At 71.7% G+C, this 17,463-nt stretch carries 13 protein-coding genes; 7 read left to right on the top strand and 6 right to left on the bottom strand.

The annotated features are described in order from the left end of the window. The 4 genes from WME75_RS24145 to hisS all read right to left on the bottom strand — a co-directional run bounded on the left by WME75_RS24145 (nucleotide 1) and on the right by hisS (nucleotide 5,720). Nucleotides 1–1,698: a MutS-related protein gene (locus WME75_RS24145; RefSeq protein WP_437475731.1), complete on the bottom strand. Its 1,698-nt coding sequence runs from the start codon at nucleotides 1,696–1,698 to the stop codon at nucleotides 1–3. 248 nt (nucleotides 1,699–1,946) lie between these two features. Further along, entirely contained in the window at nucleotides 1,947–2,579 is a 633-nt protein-coding gene (locus WME75_RS24140) for a COMM domain-containing protein (RefSeq protein WP_437475730.1), read from the bottom strand. A gap of 103 nt (nucleotides 2,580–2,682) precedes the next feature. Continuing rightward, nucleotides 2,683–4,446 (bottom strand): hypothetical protein, encoded by a 1,764-nt coding sequence (locus WME75_RS24135; protein ID WP_437475729.1) that lies wholly within the window; start codon nucleotides 4,444–4,446, stop codon nucleotides 2,683–2,685. Nucleotides 4,447–4,457: 11 nt separating this feature from the next. Next, the gene (hisS, locus tag WME75_RS24130) at nucleotides 4,458–5,720 is read right to left on the bottom strand and encodes a histidine--tRNA ligase (RefSeq protein ID WP_437475728.1); all 1,263 of its coding nucleotides are present in this window, start codon (nucleotides 5,718–5,720) and stop codon (nucleotides 4,458–4,460) included. A 137-nt stretch (nucleotides 5,721–5,857) separates the two neighbouring features. On the opposite strand from hisS, the gene ruvX reads away from it, so the two are divergent. Continuing rightward, entirely contained in the window at nucleotides 5,858–6,286 is a 429-nt protein-coding gene (ruvX, locus tag WME75_RS24125) for a Holliday junction resolvase RuvX (protein ID WP_437475727.1), read from the top strand. 46 nt (nucleotides 6,287–6,332) lie between these two features. Here the strand turns inward: ruvX and WME75_RS24120 are convergent, their stop codons facing one another. Next, entirely contained in the window at nucleotides 6,333–7,904 is a 1,572-nt protein-coding gene (locus WME75_RS24120; protein WP_437475726.1) for a serine/threonine-protein kinase, read from the bottom strand. 386 nt (nucleotides 7,905–8,290) lie between these two features. Here WME75_RS24120 and rpsO point away from each other — a divergent pair, with 386 nt between their 5' ends. The 5 genes from rpsO (at nucleotide 8,291) to WME75_RS24095 (ending at nucleotide 16,096) form a co-directional block, all read left to right on the top strand. Beyond that, complete coding sequence (gene rpsO / locus WME75_RS24115; RefSeq protein ID WP_437475725.1) at nucleotides 8,291–8,557, top strand: 30S ribosomal protein S15; 267 nt, start codon at nucleotides 8,291–8,293, stop codon at nucleotides 8,555–8,557. 521 nt (nucleotides 8,558–9,078) lie between these two features. After that, nucleotides 9,079–11,343, top strand: a complete 2,265-nt coding sequence (pnp, locus tag WME75_RS24110; RefSeq protein WP_437475723.1) for a polyribonucleotide nucleotidyltransferase — start codon at nucleotides 9,079–9,081, stop codon at nucleotides 11,341–11,343. 278 nt (nucleotides 11,344–11,621) lie between these two features. Beyond that, nucleotides 11,622–13,049, top strand: coding sequence for a pyruvate kinase (gene pyk, locus WME75_RS24105; RefSeq protein ID WP_437475721.1), 1,428 nt, complete (start codon nucleotides 11,622–11,624; stop codon nucleotides 13,047–13,049). Then, entirely contained in the window at nucleotides 13,046–14,953 is a 1,908-nt protein-coding gene (locus WME75_RS24100; protein ID WP_437475719.1) for a protein kinase domain-containing protein, read from the top strand. The genes pyk and WME75_RS24100 overlap by 4 nt, the downstream gene beginning before the upstream one ends. 84 nt (nucleotides 14,954–15,037) lie before the next feature. Then, nucleotides 15,038–16,096, top strand: a complete 1,059-nt coding sequence (locus WME75_RS24095) for a hypothetical protein (RefSeq protein ID WP_437475717.1) — start codon at nucleotides 15,038–15,040, stop codon at nucleotides 16,094–16,096. An 18-nt stretch (nucleotides 16,097–16,114) separates the two neighbouring features. On the opposite strand, the gene WME75_RS24090 is transcribed toward WME75_RS24095, so the two are convergent. After that, on the bottom strand, nucleotides 16,115–16,873 hold the full coding sequence (locus tag WME75_RS24090; RefSeq protein ID WP_437475715.1) for a class I SAM-dependent methyltransferase: 759 nt from the start codon (nucleotides 16,871–16,873) through the stop codon (nucleotides 16,115–16,117). Between the two features lie 78 nt (nucleotides 16,874–16,951). On the opposite strand from WME75_RS24090, the gene WME75_RS24085 reads away from it, so the two are divergent. Next, nucleotides 16,952–17,449, top strand: a complete 498-nt coding sequence (locus WME75_RS24085) for a hypothetical protein (RefSeq protein WP_437475714.1) — start codon at nucleotides 16,952–16,954, stop codon at nucleotides 17,447–17,449. The last annotated feature ends 14 nt before the right edge of the window (nucleotides 17,450–17,463 follow it).

The following is a 17,463-nucleotide window of genomic DNA, read 5'->3' as shown; positions in this document are numbered from 1 at the left end:
TCAGCTCTCCCCGGAGGGACCCGCGAACGCGGAGTCCCGATCCACGATGGAGAGCGCTCGGGAGGCGAGCAGGTTGCGATCGATGAGGCCCTCGAGCTCGCCGCGGGTCACGCCGAGCCGAGCCGCGGCCTGGGCCGCGAGCGAGGTCGCGGCCACGCCGGCGATGAACTGGTACGTGGGCTTCTGCGACGCGTCGAGCTCCACCTGGACGAACCGGAGGTTCCTGATCGCCTTCTCCCGCTCCAGCCGCGCCGCGAACGTCAGGAAATGCGTGGTGATGAACGCCTGCGGGCGGAGCTTCTCGAGCAGCGCGACGACGAGCTCGAAGATCTCCTCCCCCTCGGACGGGTTCGTCCCCGAGCAGAGCTCGTCGAGGATCACCATCGCTCCCGGGCCGAGCTCCTCGAAGAGCGCCCGGATCCGGAGGAGCTCCATGCCGAGCCGCCCCTCGCTCTGATCGAACTTCGTCTCCTGGATGAGCGACACGACGAGCCCCGGGACGCAGACGACGCTCGCCCTGCGCGCCGGCACGAACATGCCTGCCTGCGCGAGGAGCTGCGCCAGCGCCACCGACTGGAGCAGGCGAGTCTTTCCGCCCGAGTTCGGCCCCGTGACAAGGAGCGTCGTGTCGGCCCGATCGGTCACGACGTCGCACGGCACCGCCTTGCCTCCGTGGGCGACGAGGAGCGGATTGAAGAGGCCGAGGAGCACGCGCTCGCCCTCCGCGACGGACCGGAGCTCCGGCAGGCTGACCTCGAGCCCCGCCGCCGCGGTGAGATCCCGGAAGCCGAGCGCTCCCAGGTAGATCTCCATCTCTCCGACGAGCGGGACCAGCTTGACGACCTGATCCTCGATGCCCTCGAACACCGCGTCGATGAGCCTCGCCATGACCTCTCCGTCGCCAAAGCTGTACCCGCGGAAGAACATCTCGAGCTTCGCGAGCCAGCGCCGCACCGGCGACAGGACGAACGGGTTCTCCTGCCGCTCCCGGACGGTCACGACGTCGAAGCCGCGGATGCGTCCGTCGGCGCCGACGCGGATGTCCAGGCGGAGCGTCGCGAGGTGCTCGTCATAATCGAGGAGATCGGCCATCGATCGATATCCCTCGGTCGCCTGCACCGCCTGGCCGAAATCGCGCAGCCGGGAGAGGCCCGATCGAGCGCCCTCGAACGAAGCGCTCATCCGGTCGAAGACCTCTTTGACGATCGCGAGCACGTCGAGCTGCCGCCGCGTCGGATCGAACTTCTTCCCTGCCACCGCGCCCTCGAGCGCGCCCCGCAACCGGCACGAGGCCGTGTAGAGCTGCTCGAGCTGCCTGCGAAACGTGGGTGAGCTCGAGAGCTCGTGGAGGATCCCCCTCCGGAGCTCGGTCACGCGCGGGTCGCTCGGAGGCCGGGAGAGGACGCGGAGGATGAACCCTCGGTGGACGACGGCCTCGTGCCCCCCGACGCGGACGCGGAAGCACCGGGCCACGAACTCCTCCAGGAACAGGTCCGGCGCGAAGTTCTTCGGATCCCACGTGGAGGCCGCGATGGGCGCCCGATCGAGCGCCTGGCCGAAGAGCCCGCCGGAGACGCCGCTGGTGAACGCGAACGAGAGGGACTGTCGCAGCTCGTCGAGATCGGTCCGCGCGGGCGGATCCACGAAGAGCAGGCTGGGGATCCTGTCCGTGGACGGGAGCGCGGCCGCACAGGGCACGTCGGGCCTGTGGGGCGCGGGCGGACGGGCAATGCTCTCGGTGGGAATCTGCGCGTCGATCGGGTGCACGAGCAGACGACCCGCGCTCGCAGGAAAAGTTCCCCCGCGCAGGGAATACCCATGAAGATCGTCGCGAAACCGCGAGATTCCACGGCGGCTGGGGCGCTCCGGCGTCCCGGTGCTCCGAGGGGGTCACGGCCGACCGGGTCGAGGAGCGGGAGAGCGCGAGGTCGCGCTGACGCGCGCGGTCAGCCGAGGATCTGCGCGCAGAGCTGCTGGAGCTCCCGCAGCATGTCGGGGGTGGCCTGGAGGGTGATCCGGGAGCGGTGCTCGCCCTCCTGGTAGCTCAGCGTGAGCAGGACGACGGGCGACGCGATCTTCGCCCCGCGGCTCGCGGCCGCGATCGTGTCGATGCGCCAGTCGACGCCGGTGAGCAGCTTGCCGTGGTCGAGCAGCGCGCCGCGCACGATCTCCCGCCGCACGACCGCCCTGGCCTGGTCGTAGCCGGCGAGCAGGATCGCCTGGATCTCCTCGGCGCCCTCGCCGGGCGCGAGCGCCGCGAGGTCGGCCGCGAGCGCGGCGCGGTCGAGATCGCGCTTGCTCGCCTCGCGGACGAGGAAGCGGCACGCCTTGAGCACCCGCGCGAGCGCCTCGGCGTCGACCTCGTGCCGGCGGCAGAACGCGTCGAGGAGCCGCTCCACGGCGGCGGGCACCGGCTCGCCGAGGCTGGGCCCGAGCGCCTCCCAGAGGCGCTGCCGCGCGCCCTCGGGCAGCTCCAGGAGCCGGCGCAGGTCGGCGCCGAGCTCCGGGGGCGGCGGCGCGCCGTCGAGGCTCAGGAGCTCGGCGCGGGGGGAGGGTGCTTCGCGCGCGGGGGTGCTCATCGCGACCTCGCCCACGATTGCCGAGCTCCGCGGCGATGTCCATGGCCGCGCGCGCGCCGGCCGTACTGGCCCGCGAGCGCGGCCGGCGCGGCGCCCGCCCGGCTCACTTGCTCAGCTGGATCGGGACGTAGAGGGCGCGCATCTTCGACATCGTGCCCTCGCGCGTGTACCCGGCGAGCCCGTACAGGACGTTCCACCAGTGCCCCTGCGGCGTCTCGCCGTACGAGAACACAGGGAAGAAATGGAACTCCCACTCCTTGCCGGTGCGCACCCGCTGCTCGCGGTAGACCGTGTTGAGCGCGACCTGCGTCACCGAGTTCTGGTCCGCGAACCGGAAGAAGACCGGCAGGGCCATCGTGGTGCGCGACGTCGGCGACGCGAAGTCCCAGAGGAACGGCGCGACAACGAGGTGCGTGGAGCTGCGGTTTCGACCCGAGTAGAAGAACGGGTAGATGTCCGTCTCCCAGCCGGTGAGATCCTGCGTGTGCCGGACCAGCGGCGTGAGCCACGTTGTGTCGCTCAACCCGTGGCGCTTGAAGCGGCCATAGAACGGGAAGAGGACGAGATCATCGCTGCGCGGCGAGGTGTTCCGGTAATAGAACGGGAGCAGGAACGTCCGCTCGAGATCGATGTCCGGATCCCTGAATTGCCAGAAGAGCGGCGTGATCATGTCGAGCTCCGTCCGCCCTCGATAGCGAGCGTAGCCCCAGGTCGCGAAGGTGCTCTGCCCCTCCTCGCCGCGCGCCTTCACGAAGAGCGGCGTGACGAGCAGGTTCGAGTTGCCCTCGTATCCGTAATGGAAAAACGGGAACAGCGTGGTTCGATCGTGGTTCTTGCCCCAGCTGTGCCAGTAGAAGGGCATGATGTTGAACACGTCGCCCTCGCGCGAGTGCTGCCACATCAAGGGACCCCAGATGTTCGTCGAGCGGTCTCCGACGTCGCTGTAATGGTAGTAGTGCAGGAGCGGCGGGATGACCTCGTACTCGCTTGTCTCGTCACGACCGTAGAAGTAGAGCGGGGCCACGCCGAGATCGATCTTGTCGGCCGAGCGCGCGTCGCACGCGGGGCCGCCCTTCCAGCTGCAGAAGAGGGGGCCGACAAGGTTGAAGCCGCTCCGCGCGGTGTGGTGCGTGAAGGTGAGCAGGGGAGGGATGTGGAGGTAGCCGCTCCCATCGTCGCTCTTGCCCTCGAAGAAGAGCGGCGCGAGCCAGTTGTCGTGCCGGCCCGGCTCCGCCTTGCGGCCGGGGCTCGCGGGGCGGCCCTCGGACTCGCGGTGCATGAACGGGCCGACGATCGTCGTGTAGGTGTTCTGGTCCCGCAGCTTCCAGAAGAACGGGAAGAGGACGTCAGCGTCGACGTCCTTGCTCCGGCGGTTGTAATAGAGCGGCGTCACCATCGTGGCGCGGTCGCCGGGCATCTTGCGCTCCGCCCACAGGGGGAAGAGCGTCCGGAACTGGTAGCTGCCGCTCCGCTCGCCGTAATAGAGCCCGTACCAGTCGCGCTGGATCTCCTCGGCGCGCCCGACCTCCCACTCGCCGGGGTCGTTCGTGCCGATCTGCTTCTTGACCGACGGCGGCACGGCCAGCGGGTCCTCCGGCAGGGTCGGCTCCTGGGTCTGGATCGCGCTCTCCTCGGCGGTCGGCGCCGCGTGCGTCTCCGGCGTGCCGGGCGGCGGCTGCGGCGAGCTCGAGGGGGGCGGGCCCATGCCGGGCTGGCCGAAGCTGACCTGCGCCGCCGCGACGGACGGCGCGGCCAGCACGGCCAGCGCGGCGGCGAGCGAGAGCGCCGCGCCCGCGCGCCGCGCCCGGCCCTGTTCCTCGCCCGCCGGAGCGCCGCGCGCCCTTCGCGAGCGGCCCGGTGCTCCCATCGCCTCGGAGGTCAACGCGCTCCCCGCTGGCCGATGGGTGAAGCCTCGAGGGCCCGATCCGCGAGCACCCGCGCCGCCCCTTCGAGCGGGATCTCCTCCTGCACGTGCGCCACGAGATCCTTGATCTGGATGACGCCGCGCTCGACCTCCGAGTCGCCCAGGATCACGCAGAGCCGCGCGCCGAGGGCGTCCGCGCGCCGGATCATCGCCTTGAGCCGCCCGCCGCGCCCGTCCAGCTCGACCGAGACGCCGAGCGCGCGCAGCTGCTTCGCCAGGACGAGCGCCCGGTCCGCGCCTGCCTGGCCGAGCGGGGCGAGGAAGCAGCCGGGCCTGCGGCGCGAGGGGGCGTCGGGCATCACCGTGAGCAGCCGCTCCATCCCCATCGCGAAGCCGATCGCCGGCACGCTCGGCCCGCCGAGCCCGGCGACCATGTTGTCGTAGCGACCGCCGCCCGCGAGCGTGCTCTGGGCGCCGAGATCGCTCGAGGTCGCCTTCACCTCGAAGAGCGTGCGCGTGTAGTAGTCGAGCCCCCGCACGAGCGACCGGTCGATGACGTAGTTCACGCCGAGCACGTCGAGGCAGCGCAGCACGCCCTCCCAGTGGGCCCGGTCCGCGTCGTCGAGCAGGTCGATGATCGACGGGGCGTCGCGCGCCACCTCGTGGTCGCGCGGGTCCTTCGAGTCGAGGATGCGCAGGGGGTTCTTCTCGAGGCGGCGCTGCGAGTCCTCGCTGAGCTCGCCCTTGCGCGGTGTGAAGTGGGCGAGCAGCGCCTCGCGGTAGCGCTCGCGCGTGCCCGCGCTGCCGAGCGAGTTCACGTGGACGACGAAGTCGTCGACGCCGATGCGCTGCAGGAAGCCCGCGACGAGGTCGATCGTCTCGGCGTCGCAGAGCGGCCCGGGATCGCCGAAGAGCTCGCAGCCGGCCTGGTAGAACTGGCGGTAGCGCCCCTTGGCCGGCCGCTCGCCGCGGAACATCGCCCCGAGGTAGTACCAGCGGGTGACCGGCTCCTTGGCGTGCACGCCGTGCTCGACGTACGCGCGCGCGGCGCCCGCCGTGCCCTCGGGGCGAACGGTGAGCTGATCGCCGTGGCGCTCGAAGGAGTACATCTCCTTCTCGACCACGTCCGTCGTCTCGCCCATCTGGTGCCGGAAGAGCTCCGTCGGCTCGATCAGCGGCGTGCGCACCTCGGCATAACCGTGGAGCTCCGCGTGGAGGCGGAAGGCCCCCTCGAGCTTGTGCCAGCGCTCCACCTCTTCGGGGAGGATGTCGTTCATCCCCCGTACCGCACGCAGTTCCATCGCGCGGCGCTTATGGTCGGTGCTGGCGAGCGGGTCAAGCCGGTCGGATGCTTCCCGGTACGTTGGGTCTCGCCGCCTCACCGTCCGGGGGCTATGTGCTCTCTCCGAGAAGCATGGCGAAGGCGAAGACGCGCGCTGCGGCGATCGATCTTGGGAAGGCCCGCGTCGGCGTGGCCGTGACCGACGAGCTCGGGCTCTACGCGCACCCGCGGCCGCTGCTCGACGGGCGGAACCGGAAGGCGCTCCTGACGGCCCTCGCGGCGCTCGCCCGGGACGAAGGGATCACGCGGTTCGTGGTGGGGCTGCCGCTCGAGATGAACGGGGCCGAGGGGCCCGCCGCGCGGCGGGCGGTGGCCTTCGCGCAGGTGCTGGCCGACGCGGCCGGCGTCGAGGTGGAGCTCGTCGACGAGCGGCTGACGACGGTCGAGGCGGCACGGCGGCTGCGCGACGGGGGCGTCTCGGGACGAAAGAGCAAGGAGCGCGTCGACGGGGCGGCGGCGGCGCTGCTGCTCCAGGCCTGGCTCGACGGGCGGCGCGGTTAGCCGCGGCGTCTTCGGCGTTCGCTGGCGCTGGCGGCGCTCGCCGGCGCTAGCGGCTCTCGCTGCGGAGCAGCAGGTACGCGCCGGCGGCGCCGACCCCGCCGATCGCGAACAGCACGACATCCCACATGGGCCACGCGACGCCGGCCGCGCGCCGGAGGACGACGGCCTCGACGACCCGCACGAGCAGCGACGCGAAGCCGTACGCGCACAGCCCGACCACGATCGGCCGGCGGAGGTTGTCGGCCAGATCGACCGCCCTCATGCTGTTGTCCCACACGCTCCGGCGCACGTGGCGCGCGCCGATCAGCGCGGGGGTGATCAGCGCGAAGCCGATGCCGGACGCGAGCAGGACCGCCTCGAGGCCCGTCAGGTTGTCGGTCACGGTGCCGCCGCGCGAGAGGCGGATGATCGCGGTGACCAGCGTGATGAGGCCGCCGGCGATCCAGAAGATGCCGAGCACCGACAGCAGCAGGATGAGCGGCCTCGCCATGCTCACCTGCTGCGCCTGGCGGAGCTGCATCGTCATCGTCGGCGCGGCGCGCGGCGCCGACGGCAGCGAGTTGCGCGGCCCGGACTGGACGCCGGGGGAGCTCATCTCCTTCGGCTCGGCCTCGGTGCTGTCGTAGAGCGCGAGCTCCGCGTCGAGCTCCTCCATCGTCTGGTAGCGATGGACGGGCTCCTTCGCCATGGCCCGCTGGATGATCATCTCCAGCGGCTCGGGGATGCTCGGCTCGAGCGAGCGCGGGCGCGGCGGGTCCTCGGTGAGCACCGCGGTCAGCGTCGCGGTCGGGTCGTTGCGGTCGAACGGCCGGCTGCCGGTGAGGGCACAGTAGAGGATCGCGCCGACGGCGTAGATGTCCGCCCGGTGATCGACGCGCTCGCCGCGGGCCTGCTCCGGGGCCATGTACGACGGCGTGCCCATGATCATGCCCGTCTGCGTGAGCGCGGCGCCCGGCGCGTCGTCGACCTTGGAGATGCCGAAGTCGATCACCTTGGCGATGGGCATCGTGAGGTCGCCGGTGAGGAACACGTTCTCCGGCTTCATGTCGCGGTGCACCACGCCCTTCGCGTGGGCGGCGGTGAGCGCCTTGCAGATCTGCCGGACGATGCGCACGGCGGGGCCGATCTTCATCTTGCCGACCTCATTGAGGTAGTCGGCGAGCTCCCTGCCTTCGAGGAACTCGTTGACGAGGAACGGCCGCCCCTCCGCGGTGCGGTGGACGTCGAAGACGGTGACGACGTACGGGCTCTGCACCGCGGCGGCGGCCTCGGCCTCGCGCTGGAACCGCGAGATCACCTGCGGCTGCCGCGCGAACTCCGGGTGCAGCATCTTGATGGCGAAGCGCTTGCTCGCGATCCGGGTGTGGCGCGCCTCGTAGACGCGCCCCATGCCGCCCTCGCCGACGACGCGCATGACCGTGTACGTCTCGTTGATCGTCTTGCCGACGAGGTCGTCGCGGAGCGCGTCGTCCTCCGACTCGTCGAGCGTCGCGGCGTCGCGCGGGCAGACCCTGAACTCGGCCGGGTAGCGCACCCCGCAGGTGGGGCAGACCTTGGGGGTCGCGTTGTCGCTCCCGGAGGCCGGGAGCGCGGTGGCGGAGGTAGACAGGCTCGTCATCGCGTTCGCGATATGAAGGTCCGACTGCGAGCCCCGTGCGTTCGACTGCGGTCGGGAGCCGCGTGGGTCCGACTGGGGTCGGGAAGGGTCCGACTGCAGTCGGGGAGCGTCGTCAGGGGGCCGGAGGGTGCCGGGCATCGCGGACCGAGGGTAGCCAATCGGCCGTTCTGGGGGTGACAAATCGCGCGCCCATGTCGACCGCGTTGACGGACCGAGGCGTCTGCGTATACTCGCGCGCTCCTCAGCTCACTGGCCTGAACTTCGTGGGCTCCCGCCGCTACGGGCGCGAGGCTCGCCTTCAGGCGTCGCTTGGCCAGTCGCGGGCGTTGTAAGACGCCCCGGCCCGGACGCTCGGCAGCGCACCGGCAAGGCCATGGAGAGCCAGCATGCTGCACTCGATCCAGAAGACGGATATCATTCAGAAGTACGCGGTTCACGAGGGTGACACCGGGTCCCCCGAGGTCCAGATCGCGCTCCTCAGCGAGCGGATCAACCAGCTGCAGGATCACTTCCGCACGCACCAGAAGGACCACCACTCCCGCCGGGGTCTGCTGAAGCTGGTGAGCCAGCGCCGCAGGCAGCTCGACTACCTCAAGCGCATCAACATCGAGCGCTACCGCACCCTGATCGGTCGCCTCAACCTCCGCAAGTAGCGGATTTCTGGGCGGATCGCGCCGGCCCGCCGGCGTGATCCGCGGCGCGTCGAGCGGAGCGCCCGCGTGGCACGCCCGAGCGAGGCGCTCGACCCGCCGCCCCCACGTGACAGCGAGCAGGCGACGAGCCCTGGCGACAGCCCCCCGGGGTGGTCCGTTCCGCCGCGCCGCGCAGCTCCCTCCCACATCCGCGATCCATCGATCCAGCGACCGCGCCACGGACGACGGGCCGGCGTGCCGGTCCGTTCCGTTCGGGGGGTTGCGGCGCGCACCCCTGAACGCCTGCTTTTTGCGCTGGCGAGGGGGGAGCGAACGCTCTAAGGAGGTCATTCATTGACCACGGACCGGCGAGGCGATAGGGCTCGCCGTTTCCGAGCGCGGGCTCCGCGCGTCTTCGTCTTCGCTTCGTGCGCAGCAGCTCGGCTCCTGCGCAGGGACCGAGGAAGAAGAGCAGCCCCTCGCGCTCGGCGTAGCGCCGCACGCAGCGGCCCTCGCGATCGCGAGAGAGAGCTGAAATCCAAATGTTTGTTCGTGAATCCGTCATGGTGGGCGGCCGTGCCCTCACCCTCGAGACCGGCCGCCTGGCGAAGCAGGCTCACGGGGCCGTGCTCGTCACCTACGGCGACACCATGGTGCTCGTGACCGTCGTCTCGCAGGACGAGCGGCCGGGCCTCGACTTCTTCCCCCTCACCTGCGAGTTCGTCGAGAAGACGTACGCCGCCGGCAAGATCCCCGGCGGGTTCTTCAAGCGCGAGGCGCGCCAGCGCGAGGAGGAGATCCTCACGTGCCGCCTCATGGATCGCCCGCTCCGCCCGCTCTTCCCCGAGGGCTTCAAGCGGGACACGCAGATCATCGCCACGGTCCTCTCCAGCGACAAGCAGAACAAGGCCGACGTCCTCGCCCTGACGGGCGCGAGCGCCGCGCTGCACATCTCGGACGTCCCCTGGGAGGGGCCGATCGTCGGCGTGCGCGTGGGCCGGCTCGAGGGCGAGTTCGTCGCGTACCCGACGGCCGCCGACATCGAGAAGTGCGACATCGATCTCGTCGTCGCGTGCTCGCGCGACGCGATCGTGATGGTCGAGGGCGGCGCCGCGGAGGCGACCGAGGCCGAGATCATCGACGCGCTGATGTTCGCGCACGAGACGGCGCAGCCGGTCATCGATCTCATCGAGAAGATGCGCGCCGCGGTGGGCAAGCCGAAGCGCGAGTTCGTCGCCCCGTCGCTGCCGGAGGAGATCAAGCGGCGCGTCGCCCAGCTCGTCGACGAGGACCTCAAGGCCGCGACGCGGGTGACCGACAAGAAGGCGCGCTACGATGGCTACAGCTCGCTCAAGAAGAGGATGACCGAGACCCTGGCCGCCGAGCTCGGAGCCGAGAAGCTCCTGCCCATCCAGGGGCTCGTGAAGGCCGAGTTCGAGGAGCGCAAGGCGCACGTCGTCCGCACCTACGTCATCGAGGAGGGCCGGCGCATCGACGGGCGCGACGGCAAGAGCATCCGGCCGATCATGAGCGAGGTGGGCCTGCTCCCGCGCGTGCACGGCAGCGCCCTGTTCCAGCGCGGCGAGACGCAGGCGATCGTCACGACGACGCTCGGCACCTCGACCGACGAGCAGAAGATCGACGGCCTGATGGGGGAGACGTGGAAGCGCTTCTACCTCCACTACAACTTCCCGCCCTTCTCGACCGGCGAGACGAAGCCGATGCGCGGCCCCGGCCGGCGCGAGATCGGCCACGGCGCGCTCGCCGAGCGCGCGCTCTTGCGGATGATCCCGGCGCCGGATCAGTTCCCCTACACGATCCGGATCGTGTCCGAGACGCTCGAGTCGAACGGCTCGTCGTCGATGGCGGCGGTCTGCGGCGGCTGCCTCTCGCTGATGGACGCGGGCGTGCCGATCAAGTCGCCGGTCGCCGGCATCGCGATGGGGCTCATCATGGAGGGCCAGCGCTACGCGGTGCTCTCGGACATCCTCGGCGACGAGGACCACCTCGGCGACATGGACTTCAAGGTCTGCGGCACCGCGCGCGGCGTGACCGCGATCCAGATGGACATCAAGATCGCCGGCCTGAGCCGGCACATCCTGATGCAGGCGCTGGATCAGGCGCGCGAGGGGCGGATCCACATCCTGAACAAGATGCTCGAGACGCTGTCGACCACGCGGCCCGAGCTCAGCCAGTACGCGCCGCGGATCACCACGGTGCGCGTGAAGCCCGACCAGATCCGGCTCATCATCGGCCCCGGCGGCAAGACCATCAAGGGCATCGTCGACCAGACCGGCGTCGCGATCGACGTCGAGGACGACGGCACGGTGAACGTCGCGTCGGCCGACTCCGACGCGGTGAAGAGGGCGCTCGACATCATCAAGGGGCTGACGGCCGAGCCCGAGGTCGGGGCGACCTACGCGGGGACGGTCAAGCGCATCACCGACTTCGGCGCCTTCGTCGAGATCCTCCCGAACACCGACGGCCTGCTGCACATCTCGGAGATGGCCCACACGCGCGTCGAGCGCGTCGAGGACGTCCTCAAGGAGGGCGACGCGCTCGACGTGAAGGTGCTGAGCGTCGATCGCGACGGCAAGATCCGGCTGAGCCGGCGCGAGCTGTTGCCGCTGCCGGAGGGCGAGGAGGGCGATCGGGCGCGCGAGCGCATGGCGCAGGCGCGCGACGCCGGCCCGCCGCCGCGGCGCGATGGTCCGGGCGGAGGGCGCGGCGGCGACCGCGGATCGCGGCCCGGCATGGATCGCGATCGAGGCGGACCGCCGCGCGAGCGCCGCGAGCGACGCTCCTAAGTCACGCGACCCCACACGGGGAGGCCATGCCGCGCTGCGGCGCGCGCCGGCCTCCCCGACGCTCACGCTCCTCACAAAAATCCCCTGTTTTTCAGCGATCCGCGGCCTCGCGCGGCGATCGCTGCCCGCCGCGGGCCGGCGCGCTCGGCGGCTGCGTCGACGCGCGCGCTGCGTCCGGGCCCGTCGCCCCGGCCGGTTTGTTGGAATCCGGTGAAGTCAGCATGGCTCCTTCACAATCAGGGTAGTGTCGCGACCCCTGCTCGTGGCATGCTCCGCCCGTGCTCGTACGCAGAGCGAAAATCGTCTGTACCATTGGTCCTTCGTGTGACTCTCAAACGACGCTGGAGCAGTTGATCCGCGCCGGTATGGATGTCGCTCGACTCAACTTCTCTCACGGCTCGCATGAGGATCACGGCAAGGCAATTGCCACGGTCCGCGCGGCTGCGGAGGCCTGCGGAAAGCCAGTGGCGATCCTGCAGGATCTCTGCGGCCCGAAGATCCGAGCCGGTCGCTTCCCCGGCAACACCTTCGAGGTGGCTGACGGGGCTTCTGTCACACTGGTCGAGGCGAACAGGGACAGCCCCGTCGCCACGCCGGGCGAGATCCCGATCCTCTACGAGGGGCTCGCCTCCGACCTGCAGCCGGGCGACGTCGTCCTGATCGACGACGGCCGTGTCGTGGTCACCGTCACCAAGGTCGACGGCGAGCGCGTCCACGCCGGCGTGACGCAGGGCGGACGCTTGCGCGATCGCGTCGGTGTCCACCTGCCCGCCAGGCGCGTGCGCATCTCGGCCCTCACCGAGAAGGACAAGGCCGACCTGAGCTTCGGCCTCGCGCAGGGGGTCGATTACGTCGCCCTCTCGTTCGTGCGCAACGCGGACGAGGTCCGGCACGTCCGCGACATCTGCGACGCCTGGGGCCGCCCGACGCCGATCGTGTCCAAGATCGAGACGCCAGGCGCCATTGACAACCTCGAGTCGATCATCCTCGCCTCGGACGGGGTCATGGTGGCGCGCGGCGATCTCGGCGTGGAGTTCAACCCGGAGCGGGTGCCGATCATCCAGCGCGAGATCCTCGGTCTCGCCCGCGTGCACCAGAAGCCGGTCATCGTCGCCACCGAGATGCTCCAGTCGATGGTGACCGCGACGCGCCCGACGCGCGCCGAGGCGAGCGACGTGGCGACGGCCGTCTTCGAGGGCACCGACGCGGTCATGCTCTCGCAGGAGACCGCGACCGGCGCGCACCCGCCGCTCGTCGTGCGGATGATGGCCCGCATCGTCACCGAGGCCGAGCAGAGCTCGTTCTACCGCTATCTCTCGAGCGAGCAGCCCGGCCAGCGCGCGAACGTCCCCGAGGCGACCGCGCGCGCCGCGTGCGACATCGCGCGCGACATCGGGGCGAAGCTCATCATCGCGTTCACCGAGAGCGGCCTCACCGCGCGGTACGCGTCGAAGGCGCGCCCCGTGGTGCCGATCGTCGCCTTCTCCCCGAACGACACGACGCGCCGGCGGCTCGCGCTGCTCTGGGGCGTGGTGCCGTTCCCCGTCGACGCGCTCCGGAACTCGGATGAGATGGTCGAGCGCGCCACCGGTCAGCTGCTTGCGAACGGCGTCGTCTCGCCGGGCGACAAGCTCGTCACCATCTTCGGTGCTCCTGTCGGCGTCGCGGGGTCGACCAACACGATTCGGGTGAAGGTTGTTGAATGAGCCTGCCCGCCCGCGATAGGGGCTCGACGGGCGAGCAGGAATCCCTCTCCAGACACGCGGGCGCAGAAGGCCTCCCGAAGCTCGAGAAATACGAGCTGATCGAGGAGATCGGCCATGGCGGCATGGCCACGGTCTACCGCGCCCGCGACCCGCGGCTCCGCCGCGAGGTGGCGGTCAAGATCATTCACAAGCACCTCCGCGAGAACGCGGAGGTCGGCACCCGCTTCGTCGCCGAGGCGCGCGCAGCCGCGAAGCTGCGCCACCCCGGCATCGTCGAGGTGTACGACGTCTCGAGCGAGCAGGACCGCGAGCGCTACCTCGTGGTCGAGCTGGTCCGCGGCTCCACGCTGCGCAAGATCCTGGGCTCCCACCGCGAGTTGCCGGCCGAGATCAGCGCCGCCATGGCGCTCGAGCTCTGCGACGCGCTGGAGCACGCGCACGCGTCGGGGATCATCCACCGCGACGTGAAGCCGGAGAACGTGCTCGTCGAGCTGCCATCCGACCGCCCCGGCGTCAGCTGGGACGGCGCGAGCGTGGTCATCAAGCTCACCGACTTCGGCATCGCCAAGATCCTCGACGCCCAGGGCGTCACGTCGACCGGGCAGGTGCTCGGCTCGCCGGCGCACATGGCGCCGGAGCAGATCGAGGGGGGCGAGGTCGACGCGCGCACCGACGTCTTCGCGCTCGGGGTGCTCTTCTACGAGTGCCTCGTCGGGCACCTGCCGTTCGAGGGCAAGAACCCGGCGCAGGTGCTCCGCAAGGTGCTCGAGGGGGCCTACCCGGAGGCCGAGCGCGAGCGGCCCGCCGTGGGCGCGCGCTGGAGCCGGATCGTCGCGAGCGCCCTGGCGCACGACATCGCGGCCCGCGCGGCGAGCCCGCGCGCGCTCGCCGAGCAGATCCGGGCCGAGCTGACCGAGCTCGGCATCGCGGAGCCCCGCGTCGAGCTCGCCGCCTATTTCGCCGACCCGGCGGGTTACACCGAGCGGCACGTCGCGCGGCTCGTCCCGCGCCTCGTGGCGCGCGCGGAGGCCGGCCGCAAGCGCGGCGACGTGCCGGGCGCGGCCGCCGACTACAACCGGGCCCTCGCGCTCGCGCCGAACGATCTGACCATCCTCAAGCGGATCGCGAAGCTGAACGCGAGCCGCAGCCGGAGGCAGCTCGCGCGGCGGGCGCTGCTCGTCGCGCTCGGGTCGGCGGCGCTCGGCGTCGCCGCGTTCGGTGTCGCCCGCGCGCTCCGCGAGCCCCCGCCGTCGCCGGAGGCGGACGCGCCCGCCGCGGCCGAGCCGCCGCGGCCGGCGCCCCTCGAGGCCCTGATCCCGCCGCCGAACCTGCGCGTGGTCGCGCCCAGCGCGACGGAGCTCGCGCTCGCGCCGCGGGCCCGCCGGCGGCCTCAGCCGCCGTCGATCGCGCCGACGGCCGCGCCTCAGGGCGAGGCCCCGGCGGTCCGCGACGTCGTCTTCCAGATCGTCCCGAGCGGCGCCAAGCTGGTGCTCGACGGCGTCGAGATCAACTGGTTCGGCGCGAACAAGGTCACGCCGCTCAAGGTCGGCGCGCACAGCATCCACGTCAGCGTGCCCGGCTCGCGGTGCTGCAAGTCGCACTCGGGCGTCATCTCGGTCGTCGCGCCCAAGCCCGGCGTCACCGCGCCGCAGCGGATCGTGCACAAGCTGGAGATCCTGCCCAGCACGGTCGTCCTGAGCGGCGCGCCGCCGAGCGCGCAGTACGCGTGCCCGCAGATCGGCCTGATCGGCTACGCGGGCACCCCGCAGACGGTGACCTTGAACGACGTGTCCTGGAGCGGGCGCTGCCTCTTCACGCCCGCGACGCCGGACGCGGCGCCGCGCGTCGGCAACGTGACGCTCGTGGCCGGCGAATCGAACACCGTTTCCTGGCCGTCCGGCTGACGGCATCGACAGAATCAAGGCGTTGGCGCCTGAAATCTCAGCATCCCCGGCCAAACTCCGCTACATCACGGCGCACCCCTCCGCATGGCTGCGCGAACTCCAGGCGGGAAGTCTCCCGGCGCTCGCTTCCCATCGGTCGGGAGCCGCCGCGCCCTGCTCGCGCCGCGGCGCCTCGTTGCGGCCGCGGCGGGCGCCCTCGCGCTGCTCTTCACGGGCCCGGCGCGCGCCGACGACATGCAGCAGTTCGAGCTCGCCAAGACGCGCTTCGACGCCGGGCACTACGAGGAGGCCGTGGACCGCTTCGCGGCGATGCTCGACCCCGCGAACGCGCCCTGCGAGCGCGGCGCGACCGAGGGGGAGGGCAAGCCGTGCCGGATCGCGGAGCCGGTCCTTGTCGAGCGGGCGCGCGGGCTCGCCGTCGCGGCGCTCGTGGCGCTGCGGCGCACGGGCGAGGCGGACGCGTACATCGAGCAGATCCTCCTCGACAACCCGGTGTACTCGCCGAACCCGGCGGTGTTCCAGCCCGAGGTCATCGATCGGTTCACCGCGGTCCGGGCGCGCATCCGGGCGCGGATCGAGGAGATGACGCGGCAGAAGGCCGAGGTGCAGCGCGCGGAGCGGCTGCGGATCGAGCGGGGCCGCGAGGACGAGCGCCGCTGGGTCGCCGAGCTCCGCCGCCTCGCCGGGCGCGAGCGGGTCGTGGAGAGGAGCTCCCGATGGACCGCGATGCTGCCCTTCGGGGTGGGGCAGTTCCAGAACGGCGACGAGGGGATCGGCTGGTTCTTCCTGGTCAGCCAGGCCGTCGCCGGCGGGACCTCGATCGTGTCGGCGCTGGCGCTGTCCAGCTACGAGAACGTCGACGTCACGCCGAGGCCCTCGACGCCGGGCAGCCCCGCGCAGAACGTGGACATCGACGCGCTGAACCGCCGGATCGGCACCGCGGCCGCCGTCAACCGCGTGGCCTTCGGGGCGTTCGCGACGCTCGTCGCGGCCGGGATCGCCCACGCGCAGATCACGTTCGTCCCGGAGAGGGTCTCCTTCCGCACGCGCCGCGTGCCGCCGCCGCCGCCGAGCTTCAGCGCCGCGCCGACGATCTCGGTGCTCCCCGGCGGCCTCTACGCGGGGCTCCTCGGCCGGTTCTGACCGGGGCCGCCGCGCGGCTCACGCCTTCCGCGCGGCGGCGATCCAGAACCCGCCGAGCTGCGCGAGCGGCGTGTCGCACAGCGCCCACTCCGCCCGGTGCAGGAGCCGCCCGAGGCCGGGCACCCGCATCGCGGCGGCGAACGGCGTCACGATGCGCACGCCGCGCGAGGCGACGACGCGCACGCTCTCGGGCATCAGGGCGGCGGCGGCGCGCGGCGCGTCGAAGCGCGTGAAGACGGCGCTCTCCCGGGTCCTGTCGCTGATGGCGCCCGCCGGGCCGAGCTTCTTCACGAGCCCGCGCAGGCTGAGAGGGTTGTAGAACTCGGCGATCACGTGCCCGCCGGGCCGCACCACGCGCGCCATCTCGGACAGCGCGCGGCGCACGTCCTCGACGTGGGCGAGCACCTTGAACGAGCAGGCGACGTCGAAGCTCTCGTCGGCGAACGGCAGGGTGGTCGCGCTCCCCTCGACGACGTCGAGCCCGCGCTCGCGGGCGCGCTCGAGCATGCCGGGCGAGAGGTCGACCCCGCGCGCAGAGCGCGCGAACGCGCCGATCCGCGCGAGCAGGAGCCCGGTGCCGCACCCCACCTCGAGCACGTCGCGGCCCTCGCCGAAGCGCCGCACGAAGTCGACCTCGAGCGCGTCGACGAGGTCGTGGTAGCCCCCGCGATCGCGCCCCCCGCGCCGGGCCTCGTAGCGCGCGGAGAACTCGTCGTAGTACGCCCGCGTCGCGCGCAGGTGCTCGTCGGCCACGGCCTCGTCCGTCTGGGATCGCATGGGCTCGCTATAGTACGCCCCGGCGCGCGCGGCTTGCGCGGCGCCGCGCCGGGGCGCATCTCTCCTGCGAGGTGACCCATGAAGCCCGGCGACCATCCTGACTTCTTCCGGTTCGCGCCGCCCCCAGGGACGTCCCGCGAGAGCTCGATCCGGCTCGATCGCGAGGGCCGCTTCTGGCACGACGGCGCCCGCGTCGACCACCCGGCGCTCGAGCGCGGGCTCAGGTCGTGGATCGCGCGGCACCCGGACGACGGCCGTCCGATCCTCACGAACGGCTACGACTGGTGCTACTTCCAGGCCGACGACGCCCCGCTCTTCGTCGACGCGCTCCGGATCGGCGACGGCGGCGCGGTCACGCTGCTCCTCTTCGACGGCACCGAGGAGCCGCTCGATCCGGCGACGCTCTCGCTCGGCGACGACGGCGTCGTGTACGCGCGCGCCCGCGGCGGCGCGCTCGACGCGCGCTTCTCGCGCCACGCGCAGTCGCAGCTCGCCCCGCTGCTCGTCGAGGCCGAGCCGCCCACGCTCTGCGTCGGTGGGCGCGAGGTCCGGCTGCCCGCGCGGGCCGCGAGCTAGCTCCGCCCGCCCGC

The organism is Sorangium sp. So ce1014 (assembly GCF_051521505.1).
Taxonomy (GTDB): Bacteria; Myxococcota_A; Polyangia; order Polyangiales; family Polyangiaceae; genus Sorangium.
The sequence above is the reverse complement of the archived record's forward strand: the minus strand, read 5'-3'. Positions and strand labels throughout refer to the sequence as shown.

What these genes read in the sequence shown, in the direction of transcription:
- WME75_RS24120 (WP_437475726.1), bottom strand. Translation starts at nt 7,904, where the DNA reads ATGACGAGCCTGTCTACCTCCGCCACCGCGCTCCCGGCCTCCGGGAGC.
- pnp (WP_437475723.1), top strand. Translation starts at nt 9,079, where the DNA reads ATGTTTGTTCGTGAATCCGTCATGGTGGGCGGCCGTGCCCTCACCCTC.
- ruvX (WP_437475727.1), top strand. Translation starts at nt 5,858, where the DNA reads ATGGCGAAGGCGAAGACGCGCGCTGCGGCGATCGATCTTGGGAAGGCC.
- hisS (WP_437475728.1), bottom strand. Translation starts at nt 5,720, where the DNA reads ATGAACGACATCCTCCCCGAAGAGGTGGAGCGCTGGCACAAGCTCGAG.
- WME75_RS24095 (WP_437475717.1), top strand. Translation starts at nt 15,038, where the DNA reads ATGGCTGCGCGAACTCCAGGCGGGAAGTCTCCCGGCGCTCGCTTCCCA.
- WME75_RS24100 (WP_437475719.1), top strand. Translation starts at nt 13,046, where the DNA reads ATGAGCCTGCCCGCCCGCGATAGGGGCTCGACGGGCGAGCAGGAATCC.
- WME75_RS24140 (WP_437475730.1), bottom strand. Translation starts at nt 2,579, where the DNA reads ATGAGCACCCCCGCGCGCGAAGCACCCTCCCCCCGCGCCGAGCTCCTG.
- WME75_RS24135 (WP_437475729.1), bottom strand. Translation starts at nt 4,446, where the DNA reads ATGGGAGCACCGGGCCGCTCGCGAAGGGCGCGCGGCGCTCCGGCGGGC.
- rpsO (WP_437475725.1), top strand. Translation starts at nt 8,291, where the DNA reads ATGCTGCACTCGATCCAGAAGACGGATATCATTCAGAAGTACGCGGTT.
- WME75_RS24090 (WP_437475715.1), bottom strand. Translation starts at nt 16,873, where the DNA reads ATGCGATCCCAGACGGACGAGGCCGTGGCCGACGAGCACCTGCGCGCG.
- WME75_RS24085 (WP_437475714.1), top strand. Translation starts at nt 16,952, where the DNA reads ATGAAGCCCGGCGACCATCCTGACTTCTTCCGGTTCGCGCCGCCCCCA.